Raw genomic sequence first — 15,711 nt, 5'->3', positions numbered from 1 at the left:
TCTCTGCTTCCAGTCTAGCAAATGTCCCGGCAATCGGGATCTGTCCGAATTTTTTGGGGTGAAAATGTCGACCGTGAAGCCAATTGCCTTTTATCTGCCGCAGTATCATCCGGTCGCGGAAAACTCGGACTGGTGGGGGCCGGGTTTTACCGAGTGGACCAATGTGGCGAAGGGTCGGCCGAACTTCGTTGGCCATTATCAGCCGCACATTCCCCGCGAGCTCGGATTCTATGATCTGCGTCTGGTCGACAATATGCGCGCGCAGGCCGAACTCGCCGCGTTGTACGGCATCCACGGCTTCTGCTTCTATTATTATTGGTTCGATGGGCGCCGCATCCTTGAGTTGCCGATCGACAATTATCTGAAGAGCGACATCGAGTTCCCTTTCTGCATCTGCTGGGCGAACGAGAACTGGACGCGAACCTGGGACGGCATGGAAAAGGATGTCCTGCTAGAGCAGAAGCACGGTGACGATGAAGACCGTCGTTTCCTCGAGGACATCCTGCCGCTGCTGAGCGACCGCCGGGCGATCCGGGTGGATGGCAAGCCAATGTTGCTCGTCTATCGTGCAGACCTGTTCCCGAACTCGAGGCAGACGGCCGAGCGCTGGCGCGATGTCGCCCGCCAGCATGGCATCGGCGAAATCCACTTGGTTGCCGTGCAGTTCTACGGGATCGTGGATCCGCGCGATTGGGGTTTCGATGCTGCCGTCGAATTCCCTCCCCACACCTTCCTCGGTTCGGAAAACCGGGTGACTCACCACGTCGACATGATCAACCCGGAATTCCGGGGCGGCCTGGCCGACTACCGCAAGGTCGTCGCGCAGTCCATCAGTCGCGAAAAGCCTGATTTCCGTTGGTACCGCGGTATCGTCCCTTCGTGGGACAACACCGCCCGGCGGCAGCATACTTCGCACATCCTGCTGGATTCCTCGCCGTCGATCTATCAGTACTGGCTGCGCATGCTGGTCAAGTACACGCGCCTTAACAACGCACCTGAAGACCAATTGATCTTCATCAACGCATGGAACGAATGGGGTGAAGGTTGCCACCTCGAGCCGGATCTGAAGCATGGCCTGGCCTATCTCGAGGCGACGCATGCCGCGGTGACAGGAGGGCGCTCCGATCCGGAGGATCTCCTCAACGATCCCACGCTCATTCGCGCGCTCGGTGGCGAACGTACCGCAGCGTTGCTGGATGACCGCGACCGCCTTATCAATGAGGTGGTCCTGCTGTCAGCGGAACTGCGCCGCGCCAGCCCCCTGGATGCGCCGATCATCAAGCCCTCCCGCGTCCGCTCCCTGATCGGAAGGGCGCTGAGGCCCTTCCCACGGCTGCATGCGTTCGCCGTGCAGGTCTATCAGGTATGGAATCGATGAAGGCCGCGCGTCGGGTTGCGGTCGTCGCCCACTTCGACGCCGAAGGCCTGCTGACCGAGTTCACTCGGCGCCTGCTCGACGAGCTGCTGTTGCATGCCGAGCGGATCGTGCTGGTGTCGACGCGGCTGGCGCCCGAACAGGCCATGGGTCTGGATGAGCGCATTATGGTGATCGTGCGCGAAAACGTCGGCTATGATTTCTACTCATTCCGTACCGGCATCTTCGCGGTCGAGGCGCTGTATTCCTACGACGAACTGATCATCGCCAATGACAGTGTGATCACGATTGATCGGGGCGGCATAGGCAAGGCGTTTGCGCAGATGCGTGGTGTCGAATGCGATGCTTGGGGAATGACCGAATCGTTGCAGGTAAGTCGCCATCTGCAGTCCTATTTTCTGGTGTTCCGCAAGAGCGCTTTTTTCAGTCATTATTTCGACAAGTTCTGGAGGAATGTCCGCGTACTTGACGATAAATGGGAAATAATTCTCTCCTACGAAGTCGGGCTGACCCAATGGCTGCTGTCTCATGGCGCGAAGATCGGAGTTGCGTTCCAGCCCGCGGCTGATGCAACGCGAACTATCGCGGCCAGGTTGAAACGTAAGTGTCTGCGCGATGGGATCAATGCTTTGATCGCCGCGCCGAGCAAGCAGGGCATATTGCATGCCAATCCCGCGCATTATCTCTGGGATGATCTGTATCGCAGTTTCGGTTTCATCAAAAGCGAAGTGCTGCGTGACGATCCTAATGGCGTGCTCGATGTGGAGTTGGCGCGTGTCATCACCGATGCCAGCGCACTTGCTATGGTCGAGCGTGAAATTGCGCGTATGCGCCAGACGCGTAAGAACACCATGCCAATCGTCACAGGAGAGAGCGATGTCCCTACCCTGGACGAACTGGAGCGTTACGGCGTTGGCGCGATCGATGTGGAAAATCTGGGCGCGCGCTTTGCGATCGTCTTGCACCTGTTCCATATCGATTTGATCGACTCGATTTATGCCTGCATGCGCAATGTGATCGTCGATCACGATGTTTTCGTGTCGGTCAAGTCGATTGCCGATCGCCGCGTCGCGGCTCGGTATTTCCAAGAACATAAGGTTCGGGCGTTCGTATTCGTCCATCCCAATATCGGACGGGATGTCGGTCCATTCATCAGTCTGCTCAATACCGGCCTGCTCGATCGCTACGACGCGGTCTGCAAGATCCATTCGAAGAAGAGCGTCTACCACGATGGCGGTGGCGAGTGGCGCGATGAACTGATGAAGTCTCTGCTAGGCTCGTCGCTAGATGTCCTGAGGATCCTTCGCGCCTTCACTGACAATCCGGCCTGCGGCATCGTCGGTCCGGAGTCGGCTTACCTCAGCAATGCACGATTCTGGGGGGGGAACGAGGAGCGCCTGCGAATCCTTGCCGCCGAGACGGGTATCGACGACGCGCGCATCCGTCTGGGCTTCTTCGCCGGCACGATGTTCTGGTTCCGACCGGCCGCGCTGGGTGCGCTTCGTGCGCGGAATATCGCATTGAGCGAGTTTGATCCGGAAGCGGGGCAGCGAGACGCTACTCTCGCACATGTGGTCGAGCGACTTTTTGTGCTCTGGGTCGAGCAGGCGGGCTACTTTGCCGGTACCACGCGTTCGCCACGGGTGGCGCTGCGCCATGACGATTACGATAAACAGGGGATTCTTGTTTTGCCTTCCTGAAGGTCGACAGACGAGGCAACGAAATGGATGATCAACAATGGTACGAGCGGATTCTTCGTTCCATAAACGACCCATCGCTTGGATTGCCGGGGTTTCCGTCGGTTACCAGCAGGAAGTATTTGTAGGCAAATCCAACGAAGAGGCGCTGGCTGAGGCCTTCACGTTCCCCAAGATCGTCAAGAAGAGGAGCTACCCGCTTCGCAGAAGTCTCCAGTGCTGGATTTCGACGTGGGTTGGGGGCGCATCATCCATTTTTCTCAATGACGTCGACGCTGCCTGCCTGCACGGTGTGGATGTCGACGAGGCCGTTCTGGATATGGCCAGATCCACCGGTGTCGCGGGTAACCTCAGCAGGATCGGTTCCAGTGCGCGCCTGCCTTACGACGATGGCTACTTCGACGTCATCTATTCCTTCTCGGTGTTCTCCCATCTTTTCGAGGTTTCGGCGAAGTTCGGGCTGTCCGAATTGATGCGCGTGCTTGCGCCTTGCGGCACGTTGGTCATGACCACCACGACCGATCATTTTCCTCGAGCTTTGCCAGGCGTGCTCACTCAAGGAAAGCGGCTGCAATCAGTATGAAGAAGATTACGCCCCGATGTTCGCCGATCCTGCGGAAGCTCGCCGCCGCTACAGCGCAGGCGGGCATGTATACGCGGCGGTGCTGGCAACGCTGACATCCTAGACGCCGCGAACTACGGATGGGCCGCCATGCCGTCTGCATTCGTCGAGCGGGAGATCGGTTCGCGGGCACGGTCCATTTCGTTCGTGGATGACCCCGGTCTTTTGCCGCAGGGATTTTTCACCATCCGCAAAAAGGCTTCACTTGTGCACAGGCTTGGGCGCAAGCTGCGTTCGTTGACGCCGGTTTGATCGAGAGGGACCTATGGTCCCTCGTGCACATGTATTGCAGAGTATGCAGCGCAGCGGCTGGACCTTGTGCAGTGGGATGCGTCTATGGCCGGAAATCGATGTTCGATGCGAGAGGGCAGAATTTACCGTCGGTGTAGAGCCACGCGCTTACCCTGCCATTTGCCTTGACGACGTAGCCCCGCCATCCTGTCGTGCTGGATGCGCCAGGTACGGCTTGCGCAACGTCAGGGCGATCTTCGCCTAGCACGCCATAGCCAACGGTTGCGTCGTCCTGCTCTGTGAACACGACCAGTTTGGCCTTGTCGTTTCCTGGGGCCAGCGCCCAGCCGTTGAGCAACCATGCGCCATCGATCGCCTTGACGTTGTCGAACGATCCCTTGCACGCGGTAGCATCCACACGGTCGCGTGAGAACTTGAGCGTGCCAATCGAGCGAACCCAGTCCTTGCCATACACCGTCAGACCCTCCTTGTCGGCATAATTCATCAGGGACACCACGATGTCCTGTCCGTTGCGGGGGTACATCCAGTCGATGTAGCTGCCGTCCCTGACACCCATCTTGACCCCCAGAACTGCGACGTCGCGGTAGAAGGGTTGCGGCGGCATGGTCAGCATGGCGCGTTGGCTCAATAGGCCAGCGGGTAGGGCGATAACCCCAAGGATTGCGGCAACGTTCCAGAACCGGGCCTTGCCGGCAATGTCCGCAAACAGCAGAAACGCGCTGACCCAGGCGATCAGTGCAGGCGTGGTGTAGCGGCTAGCGACAGCGGTGCCCAGGCCCAGATTGTAGCGGCCACTGCCGGCTAACAACGCCGCGACGGCGGCGAACGCGAACGCGGCGCCGATGTACAGCCGATAGCTGTTGAGTTCTCCGCGGCGCAGGATGAAAATGGTCATCGCAAACACCGTCAGCAGCAGTAGCGTTCCGACGATGAGTGGTGCATGCAGGCCGGCTCCGAGGAATGCCGCTGGCGAGCCCAGGAAGTTCAGTGCGTAATGGACGACTTCGACGGGGTGGTGCAGGACGCCATCCACGGGAGATGCGTGGTAGGGCGGACTTCGGTAGCCGCGGAAATACGCGGCCCAGGCGATTGCCATGCTTGCAATGGCCAGGACTCGATGCTTCCACCTCAGTCGGAGCATGAAGGACATCACGACGAGGACGGGGAATGCGATCAACCCATTGCTCATGCTGAGCATGGAGGTGAAAGCCAGCGCCAAGCCAAGCAGTTGAGGCGCGACAGGCCCGTCCGGCCGGGATCGGCTGTATGCCAGAAACGAGGCGATCGCAAAGAAATAGACGGCGATGAACTGGCTCTGGAAGCCCCAGGTAAGATTATCGTCCTGCATCCATAGGAAGCGCCCTGCGAGCACCACGCCTGCGATGACGGCCAGTGAGTGGCGCTGCGTGGCGAAGCGCACGTAACCGAAGATGAAAACGCCGGCTATCGCCAGATGCAATATTACATTTGCAGGAACAAGCAGATAGCCCTGACCCTTGAAGAAATGAAGATCCAGCCAGAACAGAGCGCGTGTCAGAACGATCCGGTGTTCGTTGTGCTGAGCCCACCAAGCGCTCGTATCGCCATGAGCGATTTTCTGCCAGAACCCGATCATGCCGTCCCATTCGTCCATGTAGAGCGTGGACGAGAAGTGCATGGCGACACCGACGATCGTGCTGATCAGGATGAGCAGCCCGCCGACGAGCCACCAGGCGGCAAGCAAGCCCCGCCAGTGCCCCAGGCTATGTTCGGGAAGCGGGGGCAGCGCTCTGGCAGGTACGAAGCGATCGTCGAGGCTGGTCTGGTTCACGGGACGTTGTTCCCTATTCGAAGTGACGTTCATGTACGCACCCTGAAAAACGAACGGCCAATGCCGCGCGAAGGAATCGAGGTGGTGGCAAAAGTGGGAGCCTGCGGCGGCGCGGCGACCTTACGCTGGAGGCTGGCGCGGCAAGTGCCATGGCCGTTTGCCGACAGCGACGGGCCGGACATGTTCATGCCCGGAAAGAAAAATGCTTGTGGCCAATGTAGCTCGTGATGACCGGAACGGCCACGCCGATGGCATGGGCGATCGTCTCGTTGTGGAAATCGACGCCTATGGTTGGCAACAGCCACCGCGCGAACAGCAGGCTGATCAGGATCGTCTGCACCACCGCGGCCAGATTGATCGCGATGAACCACATGACCTGGTGGTGGAGGCGGTTGCCGGCCTCGCTGAACACGAGCAGCTTGTTTAGGGTGAACGCAGTGACCATGCCGAGCAGGTACGCGATGACGATGGATGGCACGTAGCTCATCCAATGGCCCAGTGCGATGCGAGAGCCAAAGTTGACTGCCGCCGCAAATCCGCCGGCGGCAAGGAACATCACGAATTGACGGGATGGTAGGGACGCCTTCACTTGCTGTTGGTTCCTTGCGCGGCCAGCTTGGCGAGCGTGCTGCCCACCGCAATGCTCTCGTTGATCGAGCGGTCTTCGGGGTAGTAGTACGCCGTGTCGGCCATGTAGAAGCCCTCCAGCGGCGTCTTCATTGGCGGCAGCATGTCCTGGAATCCGGGTGGACAGATGGTCTGCGCGTACTCATAGCGGTGGCAATGTGTCGCGCGGATCCACTCGGGCTTGAACGCCGGGTTGATCATCGGCAGGTAGCGGATGACCTCATCGATGAGCTGCTGGTTGCTCCACTGCCACTTCGGATGGCTCTTGGGCATGTAGTACGGTGCGTATACGATGTGTTCGCCCGATCCCTTGCCTGGATTGAGATTGCTGTATTCGATCAGGCCCGGGATGGCAATGCGCTCATCGCTGATATTCATCCAGAAGTTCTCGCTCACCGGATGCGAAAGTTTCAGGATCACGCAAGCTACGGGGATGTTTTCGATCGCCCCGACCTGGTCGGCATAGGCTTTTGGCAAACCAGGCACCAGCCCAGGCACGTACTGGATCGGTGCAGTGGAGACCACGCCGTCGTAGGTATGCTGTGCCTCGGGAGTGCGGATGCCGGTCACCTTGCCCGCCATGGAAGTGACTTCTTCGATCGGGTGCCCGAGGAGGATGCTGCCGCCCAGGCGACGGACCTCTCCTGCCATACGGTCGAGCAGCACCGCCGAGCCACCTTCCAGGTAACCCATGCTTTCATTGAACAAGTTGCGCCGCGATAGCGCCACGCGCTTGATGCGCGTGCCGATCCATGACGCGGACAGGTCGTTCTGGTACTCGAAGAACTTTAGCGCGAATGCCTTTTCCCACATGACCTTGTAGGCCTTCGGCCCGATCCAGCGGGTGATCCAGTCGCGCGCGTTTTCCTTGTCCAGCGCGGTCCAGTCCTTGATGCCTTTGGTGTGCATCACGTGCAGGGCGTAGCGGATCTTGTCGACCAGTCCCAGGTGCGGGAAGCCGAGCAGCGCGAACGGAGTGCCCCACTTGTGCAACTTGCCTGCGTAGTAATAGCCCATCTTGGTGTCCGTCCAATGCAGACGGTCGGACAGCTGCATCTCGTCGAGCAGTTTGAACAGCGGGTAGTCGGTCTTGCAGATGAAGTGGTAGTAGCGCTCGATGCGCAGGCCGTCGAAATCGAAATCTGCCGACATGCCGCCGATGCGGTCGTCGCGCTCGTACACATCGACCGCATGGCCTTGCTTTAGCAGCTCCAGGGCTGCCATGAGACCCATGGGACCGCTGCCGATGATGGCAAATTTGCTCATTCCAATATTTTCCGTTTGTCCTGTCTGGTCAACGCTGCAGCACGATGTGGCTGTAGCGCGGGTCGGTATAGCTTTCGCGAATGGCCTCCTCGAACGGTGTCTGACGTACGCCAAATACGGCCTCGGTATCGACGCCCTTGAAGTCATCGCCAGCGCTGAGTGCCCTGAGCTGGTCGGCAGTAAACGGGGGCTTGCTGCTGAACAGCGAGTAGGTGCGCAGTAGGAGCGCGAAAAAGTCGATTGGGATATGCACGATAAGCGTACGCAGCTTCTTGACCCGTTTGATGGTGCGGATGATGTCCACATAGTCCACGCGGGTGTCGCCCACGATGTCGTACACAGCGCCATCCGGTTCGGTTTCGATGCACTTGGCGATGCAACGGCAGAAATCGCGTTCATACAGCGGTTGGCGCATGAAGCGGCCGTCGCCGGGAATCGGAAAAACCGGCGTGCGAGCCATGAAGCGCGATAGCCAGCCGAGGTGCTTGGGGTCGAACCAGCCGAACATCAGGGTTGGGCGAAGCACGCAATGCCGCTGGCCACTGGCCACGACCATCTCTTCCTGCTCGCGTTTGGTATTGGTGTAGTCGTCTTTGGCCGAAGAGTTCACCACTGACGAACTGATGTGCACCACGTATGGCACCTCTGCCGCCCTGCAGGCGGCCAGTACGTGCTCGGTGGCGGTCAAATTGTTGCGGACGAACAGGTCGGTGGTCTTGCCGGTGATCTGTGCATGTAGTTGGACCACCAGCCGGGCGCCTTCGAAAGCTCTAGCCCATTCACCCGGCGCCGCCAGGTCGGCAAGGACCGTCCGTACGTCCGGATGCAGCTTGCGCAGGATGTCGAGGTTGTGTTCATGCTTGTCGATGGCTACCAGTTGGGTATAGCCCTGCTGCTTCAGCTCGACAATGAGATTCTGTCCCACCAGGCCTGCGGCGCCGGTCAAGACGATCTTGTCATTCTTCTGTGCCATGAATGAACTCGAAAACGGATGATTGGGACGCTACGTCGGCGAAGCGTGCATGGTGACTCTTGCGTCGGTCGTTGTTTGATTGCGCAAGGAAGAAGCGGAGAGCCGCGATCCATTGCTTCGGACCAGCGACGACAACCCGGTTGACATGTTGCCGCAGGCCGGACCTTTCAGTAGTCACCGTGTTGGAGATCATACAGAAACTCGGTGTCGGGCCTCAGAATAGGCCGCCACTGCAGCGGTCCTGACGTTCCGGCGTGTCGCGCTTGCTTGCGCAGGATGTGGCGGCGGGGCCGAATGCCGAGGCAGGGGCACCCATATGTCCAATGCGGAATTCATGAGGCACTCGTGCCGACAGTGGCGTCCGTGCGCCGCCGACCCAGGCATCCAGAGGCGGTCAGCGTTGCCGCCGCCAGTCCGCCGCACAGTAGCACGCTGACCAGTACATAAACCGATTGCACTCCAGGGAGGAATTGCCGATCGAATACATATGCAGACAGGGTCACGGATATGTTTGCCATGCAGATTGCATGAAAGAGCACCTGATTGGTGCGCCATGCGGCGGCGAGGACGGCGAGCTGCAGGAGCAGCACAGACGCGTAGGCGCCGATATGTATGGTCGTCGCTCCCCCTTCGAAGATGAGGGTCACCCAGACAAGGGTCGTCGCGACGACGGACATCAGCGCTTGCAGCAGATGTTTGAATGCCGGATCGGATCGGTGTCGGCCACGCCAATACATCACCACCATGCAAGGGAGCAGCAATATCGGTGAGGCGAACCACATCGAGTGGAACAGATAGACGAAGTCGTCGTCGATAAAGCGGGAAAGGAATAGAGGATCCTGTTGTGCTATCACCTTCCACGCATCGTATGGTACCGATAGCGCGCCTTGGACGATCACCGCGAAGTTCTGCAGTCTGGTAGATAGCCAGAGTTCCGGAGTCAGTTGCGAATAAGCACTGACAATTGCATGCGTTGCACTCTCGTCACTGACAGCGATTTTACCAGCAAAATGCCATTTTATGAGCCGGTCGCCCGGTGGGTCGATAAATCGTTGATATGCAATCCAAGGCAGATAGAGGGCAGCTGCCACCGGTCCTGTTCGTAGTAGCATTGCAAGGCTTTGGCGTTGATACCAACACAAATGCAAGAGGGCAACGCCGACGATGAAAAACAGCGCGCCGCCATGCGCAAGCAGTGCCATCGCCGCAGCGACGCCCGCTTGCCACCAGCGTCTGGGTAGCCCGTCAGCCGGAAACAGTGCGATGTAGTAAATGAGTGAAAATGCCCCGGCCAGTAGCTTGGGCCAGACGAAAAGTGTATTGAACAGCATCAACGCAGAGATGCTGAGCACGAACAATGCTATCGCCTGCGCCCGCTTGTCCATGAAGCGTGAGAGCAGCGATGCCACCGGCAACAGCACCAATGCCTGAGCCCAGCTCGAGATGCCCTGATACACCAATGCGTGGGTCTTTGGCAGCAGCGGGTAAAGCATCAAATAGAGGCCTACCTGCAGCGGAGGGCGGTCGCTACTTAGCCAGTCGCCGATCATCGGGATATCTAGTCTGCCGTGCGCAAGCATGTCGCCGAACAGCATCGGCAGCCAGGCATCGATCGTCAGCCCCCGCCAGCGCAACGCTGGATCTCCATTGGGTTGCCCGTTCCAGTGAAAAGGGAACAATCCAATCCACAGTACAAGACACACGAGCATCAGGACGGGAAGCAGGGCGTACTGTAGATCGGCGACTTCCGACAGCCATGTGCGACGCCGACGCCCTATCATTAGTGCGAGTGGGAAGGGGAGGATAAGTAATAGCAGGCCCATCCCCCTGCCGAGTTTCGTAGAAAGCACATAGTTCAGGAAAATCAGAAACCACCCGCAGCCTCCGGCAAGTACACCCTGCAGCAGGCGATCCCGTGCGGGCTGGCCTGCAGGTAGGCACAACGAGACGGCGATCAGCCAGCAGTTGCCGAGTAACATAGCGACCAGCATTGGTAGCAGTCCGCTGGTCAAGGCAATGGCGGGGCCGCCCCTCGAATCGCCAAGGCCGGCCCAGCCGAATGGATTACGGGACTGGTCGTCGATACGTAGACGATATCCGTCTTGCGCGATGTCGCGCGGGACTGCCAGCATCGCGCGCTGCCAGTGCTCGCCCGGTTGCGTTGGAACCGTGAGAGGTGCGATTTTTCCGGTGCTGGTGACGGCGCTGATAATCACTCCGGCCGAACCCGGATAGCCCGAGAGCATGACTTCGATATGCTGTGTGCCAGGAGGATAGCGCTGCGATTCAATCTTGCCGGTCCAGGCATCGCCGCCTTGGCAAAAGGTGATTCGGCCCTTTATCTTGGCTTCCTGCACCAGAAACGGCGAACTGGCCGGGGCGCAGCCGCCATCGATGACCAAGGCGGGATCCGGATAGAGGTTACAGCCGCCCAAAATCAGCAGGCATGCAAAGAGAGCCACGTGCGTTGCACGTTGCCCGACGTGGACACTAAAAGCGTCGCGGGCGCTGTCAAGCCTACGCATGGCGTACCTCATGCCAAGCTCGACGTGTCGACCGGTCATGTCAGAGCTTGATCCTGCGGAAAACGAATTCGGGGATGGACTTGATGATGAACATGATCGCCCACCAGAAACCCGGCAGGTAGGCGACGGCGCGACGACGATCGACGGCGCGCACGATGCCCTTGGCGATCTGGTCGGGCTTCGCCCACAACGCACCCTTCTTGAAGGCGGCGGTCATCGGCGTATCGACGAAGCCCGGCTTGATCGTCAGCACGTTGATCCCGGCCGGACGCAGGCGCTGGCCGAGGCCGCTGAGGTAGGCGCTGACCGCAGCCTTGGCGCTGCCGTACAGGTAGTTGCTGGCGCGGCCGCGGTCGCCGGCGACCGAGGAGATCACCGCCAGCGTCGCACCGGCCGCCAGGCGCGGCGCCAGTGCGGCGCACAGCGCGATCGTGGAGGTGCCGTTGGTGGCGAACTCGCGCAGCGACAGCTCGACCGAGGCGTCGCACGCGGCCTGGTCGGGCAGGGTGCCATGGGCGATCAGGACCACGTCCACGCCGCCCAGGGCCGCCCATGCCGCGTCGAACGCTTCGCCGTGGCGCGCGCCGTCGTTGACGTCGAGCACGCCGACGCTGCTCCTGGCGCCGCGCACTGACAGGTCGGCCGCGATCGCGTCCAGGCGCGCGGCCTGGCGGCCGAGCAGATGGATCGCCGCGCCGCGTGCGGCGTAGCGTCGGGCAGTGGCTTCGGCGATGGCCGAGGTGGCACCGATGATGAGGACGCGTTGCATGTCTACTCCGTGACCCGGCGCCAGAAGCCGGAAGAAAAACGTGGATCGAGATAATCGGCGAATTCCTGCCAGCGGCCGTAGGCGCGCTGGAACGAGGTCGCGGCCATGCGCGCATCCTTGGCAGGGTACAGAGCGCCGCCGGCCGCGTCGACGATGCGGTCGAGCCGCTCGAGCAGCCGGAACACCTCCGGGCCGCTATTGGGGAAATCCAGCGCCAGGGTGGTGCCCGGGCGAGGAAACGACAGCATGCCGAGCGAGCGCGCGTTGCCGAATTCCTTCAGCACCGCCAGGAACGAGCCGCTGCCGCTGCGCGCGATCTCTGCCAGCAACGCGTCGATCCCGTCGCGCGAGGCGGCCGGCGGCAGCACGCATTGGTACTGCAGGAAACCGGCCGGGCCGTACATCCGATTCCAGTCGCGGATGCCGTCCAGCGGATAGAAGAACGGCAGCAAGTGGCTGACGAAGCGCTTGCGCCGCGCAGGCTGGCGCCAGAAATACAGCGCGTTGAACGGCCGCAGCGACAGTTGGTTGACCAGGGAGAACGGCGGCGTCAGCGGCATCGGCAGGCCCGCACCCGGGGGCTTGGGCCGCTCTTCCGGCAGGCCCGGGCAATGGTCGGCGCGGGTGAAGTGGCCGCGGCCGCGCGCGCGGCCGCTGGCCAGGCAGTCGATCCAGGCGACGCTGTATTCGTGGCTGTCGGCGGAAGCCGCGGACAAGGCGAAGAACTCGTCGAGCGAGCCGAAGCGGATGTTCTCCGTTTCCAGGGCGGCGCTCGCGACCCGGCGCAACTGGATCTGCGCCCAGGTGATCAGGCCGGTCAAGCCCAGGCCGCCGACGGTGGCGGCGAACCAGCCCTCGGCATCGTCGTCGGGCGTGCACACGCGGCGCGTGCCGTCGCTGCGCAGCAGTTCGAACGCACGCACATGGTGGCCGAAGCTGCCGGTGCGGTGGTGGTTCTTGCCGTGCACGTCGTTGGCGATGGCCCCGGCCACCGTCACGTAGCGCGTGCCCGGGGTGACCGGCAGGAACCAGCCCTGCGGCAAGGCCAGCTCGATGATCTCGGCCAGGGTGATCCCGGCTTCGCAATGCAGCAGGCCGGTCGCCGGATCGAATCCGATGAACCGGTCCAGGCTACGCGTCGCCAGCAAGGTGCCGTCCGGATTCAGGCAGCTGTCGCCATAGCTGCGGCCATTGCCGCGCGGCAGCGCATGGCCGTCGAACGCAGGCAGTTCCGCCGCGCGGTCGGTGATCGGCAGCAACACCTGCCTCGCCTTCGGATAGCGTCCCCAGGATTGCCCCGCGGCCGCCATCAGATGGCGCTCAGGGCGAACAGTCCGCACAGCACCGCCACCACCTGGCTGACCCGGTCGGTGGCGGCGAACACGATCGGGTCGTCGTGCATGTCGCCGCGGTGCGCGATCACCCACACCCGGCTCACCCAGTACAGCAGCACCGGGCAGACCAGCCACAGCACTTTCGGATGGCGGTACAGCTCCACGCTCTCGGGACTGTTGATGTACAGCGCCATCACCATCACCGCGATGTAGCCGGCGGCGGCGCCCATCGATTGCAGCAGCGACAGGTCCTCCACCGAATAGGCGCGCCCGCTGGCCTTGGTCTTGCCGCTGCTCAGCATCGCGTGCAGCTCGGTGTAGCGCTTGAGCAGGGCCAGCGACAGGAAAATGAACATCGAGAACGCCAGCAGCCAGAACGACAGCGCGATGTCGATCGCCATCGCGCCGCCGATGATGCGCACCGTGTACAGCGCGGCCAGCAGCACCACGTCGATCATCACGATCCGCTTCAGCCACAGCGAGTACGCCAGCGTCATCACGTAATAGGCCAGCAGCACCAGGGTGAATTCCAGGTTGCAGGCCAGCGACAGTGCGAGCCCGGCCACGGTCAGCGCCGGCGCGGCGAACAGGCCGTGCAGCAGGGGAAGGCGACCGGCGGCGAACGGACGCTTGCGCTTGCGCGGATGCTGCCGGTCCGGGGTGAGATCGAGTAAATCGTTCAGCACGTACACGCCGGACGCGCACAACCCGAACGCGACCAGCGCGATCGCCGCCTGCAGCACCGACTCCGGATCCAGGAAGCGGTGCGCGGTGAGCAAGGGGACGAACACCAGCAGGTTCTTCAGCCACTGGTGCAGCCGCAGCGCCTTGAGCCAGGCGCGGGCGCGCGGCGGCGCGGGCCAGTGCGCATGCACCGTGGTGCGCTGTGCGGCGGCCTCGCGCAGCGCGGTGCCATTGTTGACCACCCAGGCGCCGCCGGCCTTCTCCCACACATGCAGGTCCACGTTGCCGTTGCCGGCATAGTCGAAATTGCCGGCGCCGAACGCGTCGACCAGAACATTGGCCTTGTTGCGCCCGGAGAGATTGCGTTTGCCGTCGCTGGCGATCACCTGCTCGAACAGGCCCAGGTACTCGGCGATCGGCGTCACCAGCAGGGCGTCGGAGGCGGTGCACAGCACGCGTGGGCGTTGCGTCGTGGTGCGCAGCAGTTCCAGAACTTTCTCGTTGTACGGCAGGGTCTGGACCGGAAGGGAGACGCGCGAGGCCAGTTCGCGCTTCAGCGCCGCCTTGCCGCGCAGCAGCCACAGCGGCAGCAGGAACAGGTACAGCGGATTGCGCGCCAGCAGCCCCAGCACCGACTCGTAGAGGATGTCCGAGTTCAGCAGGGTGCCATCCAGATCCACGCACAGGGCGCGCCCCGAAACTGCCGGACGGTGGGGCGGAGGACTGGTAGGGGCGGGCATCCGATGGCCTGGCGGTGCATTGCGGGGGCCGCGATTATACCTATCCAATCAAGCGCCCTCTTCGCGCGGCAGGAACTCGGCCCGCAGCATCGCCAGCGCGCCGACCAGGATGGCGTACCACAGCGTGACCAGGCGCGCGGCCACCGCCACGGCGATCGCGTCGGCGGTGGCGATGCCGAGGCGGTCGAGCATCAGCACGATCGCCAGCTCGGTGGTGCCGACGCCGCCGGGGACGAAGGACAGCGCGCCGACCAGCATCGCCAGCGGGTAGATGCCGAACGCGACGATGGGGTCCAGGTCCAGCCCCATGCCCAGGCACAGGCCGACGAACACCGATGCCGTCAGTCCCCAGGCCATCAGCCCGGCGAACATGCTTTGCCCGAACTGGCGCAGGCCCAGGCAGCCGCGCAGTTCCAGCGCCGCGGCCAGCGCGAAATGCGCCGGGCGCTGCAGCCAGCGGCCAGGAATCCATCGCACCAGCGCAGTCAGTCGATCCAGCAACGGCGGCCAGGCCGCCGCGCCGAACAACAGCCCCACGAAGGCCAGGACCACCGCCGCCAGCGCGCCCAGCGTGGGAAATACCGGAGCGGCCAGCAGCGACAGCGCCAGGATCACCAGCAGGTCGCAGGCGCGCTCGAACACGAACACGGCGATGGTGCGCCGTGCCGGCACGCCCATGCGGGCGAAATAGCGGATACGCAGCAATTCGCCGGCCTTGCCGGGCGTCGCGGTCAGCGCGAAGCCTGCCAGGTAGCCGGCCAGCCCGGCCGCGGCCGGCACCGGATGGCCGTAGCGCTGCAGCAGCCAGCGCCAGCGCCAATACCGGAAAAGGTAGCTGGCGCTGACCGGCACGGTGGCCAGCGCCATCAGGTGGCCGACCTCGCCCAGGCGCGAGAACGTCCCGTTGCCGCGGTCCACCCAGAACAGCGCGGCCACATAGCCTGCGCACAGCAGCAGCACGAACCCGGCCAGGTGGTCCATGCGCCGCCGCGGCAGCGGCATGCCGTCGGTGCCCGAGGGCGGCAGCGGGGTCATCG

At 62.1% G+C, this 15,711-nt stretch carries 13 protein-coding genes; 4 read left to right on the top strand and 9 right to left on the bottom strand.

Features of this window, described 5'->3' with window-relative positions:
• Window positions 1–64: 64 nt before the first annotated feature.
• From G4Q83_RS09090 to G4Q83_RS23245, 4 genes are all read left to right on the top strand, one after another.
• The gene (locus G4Q83_RS09090) at window positions 65–1,378 is read left to right on the top strand and encodes a glycosyltransferase WbsX family protein (protein WP_128418640.1); all 1,314 of its coding nucleotides are present in this window, start codon (window positions 65–67) and stop codon (window positions 1,376–1,378) included.
• Window positions 1,366–3,075: a rhamnan synthesis F family protein gene (locus tag G4Q83_RS09085; protein WP_246432332.1), complete on the top strand. Its 1,710-nt coding sequence runs from the start codon at window positions 1,366–1,368 to the stop codon at window positions 3,073–3,075. The genes G4Q83_RS09090 and G4Q83_RS09085 overlap by 13 nt, the downstream gene beginning before the upstream one ends.
• Window positions 3,076–3,112: 37 nt before the next feature.
• The gene (locus G4Q83_RS23250) at window positions 3,113–3,655 is read left to right on the top strand and encodes a methyltransferase domain-containing protein (RefSeq protein WP_246432331.1); all 543 of its coding nucleotides are present in this window, start codon (window positions 3,113–3,115) and stop codon (window positions 3,653–3,655) included.
• A gap of 129 nt (window positions 3,656–3,784) precedes the next feature.
• Window positions 3,785–3,946, top strand: a complete 162-nt coding sequence (locus tag G4Q83_RS23245; protein WP_246432330.1) for a hypothetical protein — start codon at window positions 3,785–3,787, stop codon at window positions 3,944–3,946.
• An 82-nt stretch (window positions 3,947–4,028) separates the two neighbouring features.
• On the opposite strand, the gene G4Q83_RS09075 is transcribed toward G4Q83_RS23245, so the two are convergent.
• The 9 genes from G4Q83_RS09075 to G4Q83_RS09035 all read right to left on the bottom strand — a co-directional run bounded on the left by G4Q83_RS09075 (window position 4,029) and on the right by G4Q83_RS09035 (window position 15,709).
• Window positions 4,029–5,756, bottom strand: a complete 1,728-nt coding sequence (locus G4Q83_RS09075; protein WP_128418642.1) for a hypothetical protein — start codon at window positions 5,754–5,756, stop codon at window positions 4,029–4,031.
• A gap of 184 nt (window positions 5,757–5,940) precedes the next feature.
• On the bottom strand, window positions 5,941–6,312 hold the full coding sequence (locus G4Q83_RS09070; RefSeq protein WP_128418643.1) for a GtrA family protein: 372 nt from the start codon (window positions 6,310–6,312) through the stop codon (window positions 5,941–5,943).
• Window positions 6,313–6,341: 29 nt separating this feature from the next.
• On the bottom strand, window positions 6,342–7,649 hold the full coding sequence (locus G4Q83_RS09065; protein ID WP_128418644.1) for an NAD(P)/FAD-dependent oxidoreductase: 1,308 nt from the start codon (window positions 7,647–7,649) through the stop codon (window positions 6,342–6,344).
• A gap of 28 nt (window positions 7,650–7,677) precedes the next feature.
• Complete coding sequence (locus G4Q83_RS09060; RefSeq protein WP_128418645.1) at window positions 7,678–8,622, bottom strand: NAD-dependent epimerase/dehydratase family protein; 945 nt, start codon at window positions 8,620–8,622, stop codon at window positions 7,678–7,680.
• Between the two features lie 332 nt (window positions 8,623–8,954).
• Window positions 8,955–11,147: a hypothetical protein gene (locus G4Q83_RS09055; RefSeq protein ID WP_343125121.1), complete on the bottom strand. Its 2,193-nt coding sequence runs from the start codon at window positions 11,145–11,147 to the stop codon at window positions 8,955–8,957.
• A gap of 40 nt (window positions 11,148–11,187) precedes the next feature.
• Window positions 11,188–11,916: an SDR family oxidoreductase gene (locus G4Q83_RS09050; protein WP_128418646.1), complete on the bottom strand. Its 729-nt coding sequence runs from the start codon at window positions 11,914–11,916 to the stop codon at window positions 11,188–11,190.
• Window positions 11,917–11,918: 2 nt separating this feature from the next.
• Window positions 11,919–13,226 carry an FAD-binding oxidoreductase gene (locus G4Q83_RS09045; RefSeq protein ID WP_128418647.1) on the bottom strand — a complete coding sequence of 436 codons (1,308 nt, stop codon included), beginning with the start codon at window positions 13,224–13,226 and terminating at the stop codon, window positions 11,919–11,921.
• Window positions 13,226–14,614, bottom strand: a complete 1,389-nt coding sequence (locus G4Q83_RS09040; protein WP_128418648.1) for a UbiA family prenyltransferase — start codon at window positions 14,612–14,614, stop codon at window positions 13,226–13,228. The genes G4Q83_RS09045 and G4Q83_RS09040 overlap by 1 nt, the downstream gene beginning before the upstream one ends.
• Window positions 14,615–14,722: 108 nt before the next feature.
• Window positions 14,723–15,709, bottom strand: coding sequence for a lysylphosphatidylglycerol synthase transmembrane domain-containing protein (locus G4Q83_RS09035; protein ID WP_128418649.1), 987 nt, complete (start codon window positions 15,707–15,709; stop codon window positions 14,723–14,725).
• Window positions 15,710–15,711: the final 2 nt, after the last annotated feature.

Source organism: Xanthomonas theicola (assembly GCF_014236795.1).
Classification (GTDB): domain Bacteria; phylum Pseudomonadota; class Gammaproteobacteria; order Xanthomonadales; family Xanthomonadaceae; genus Xanthomonas_A; species Xanthomonas_A theicola.
The sequence above is the reverse complement of the archived record's forward strand: the minus strand, read 5'-3'. Positions and strand labels throughout refer to the sequence as shown.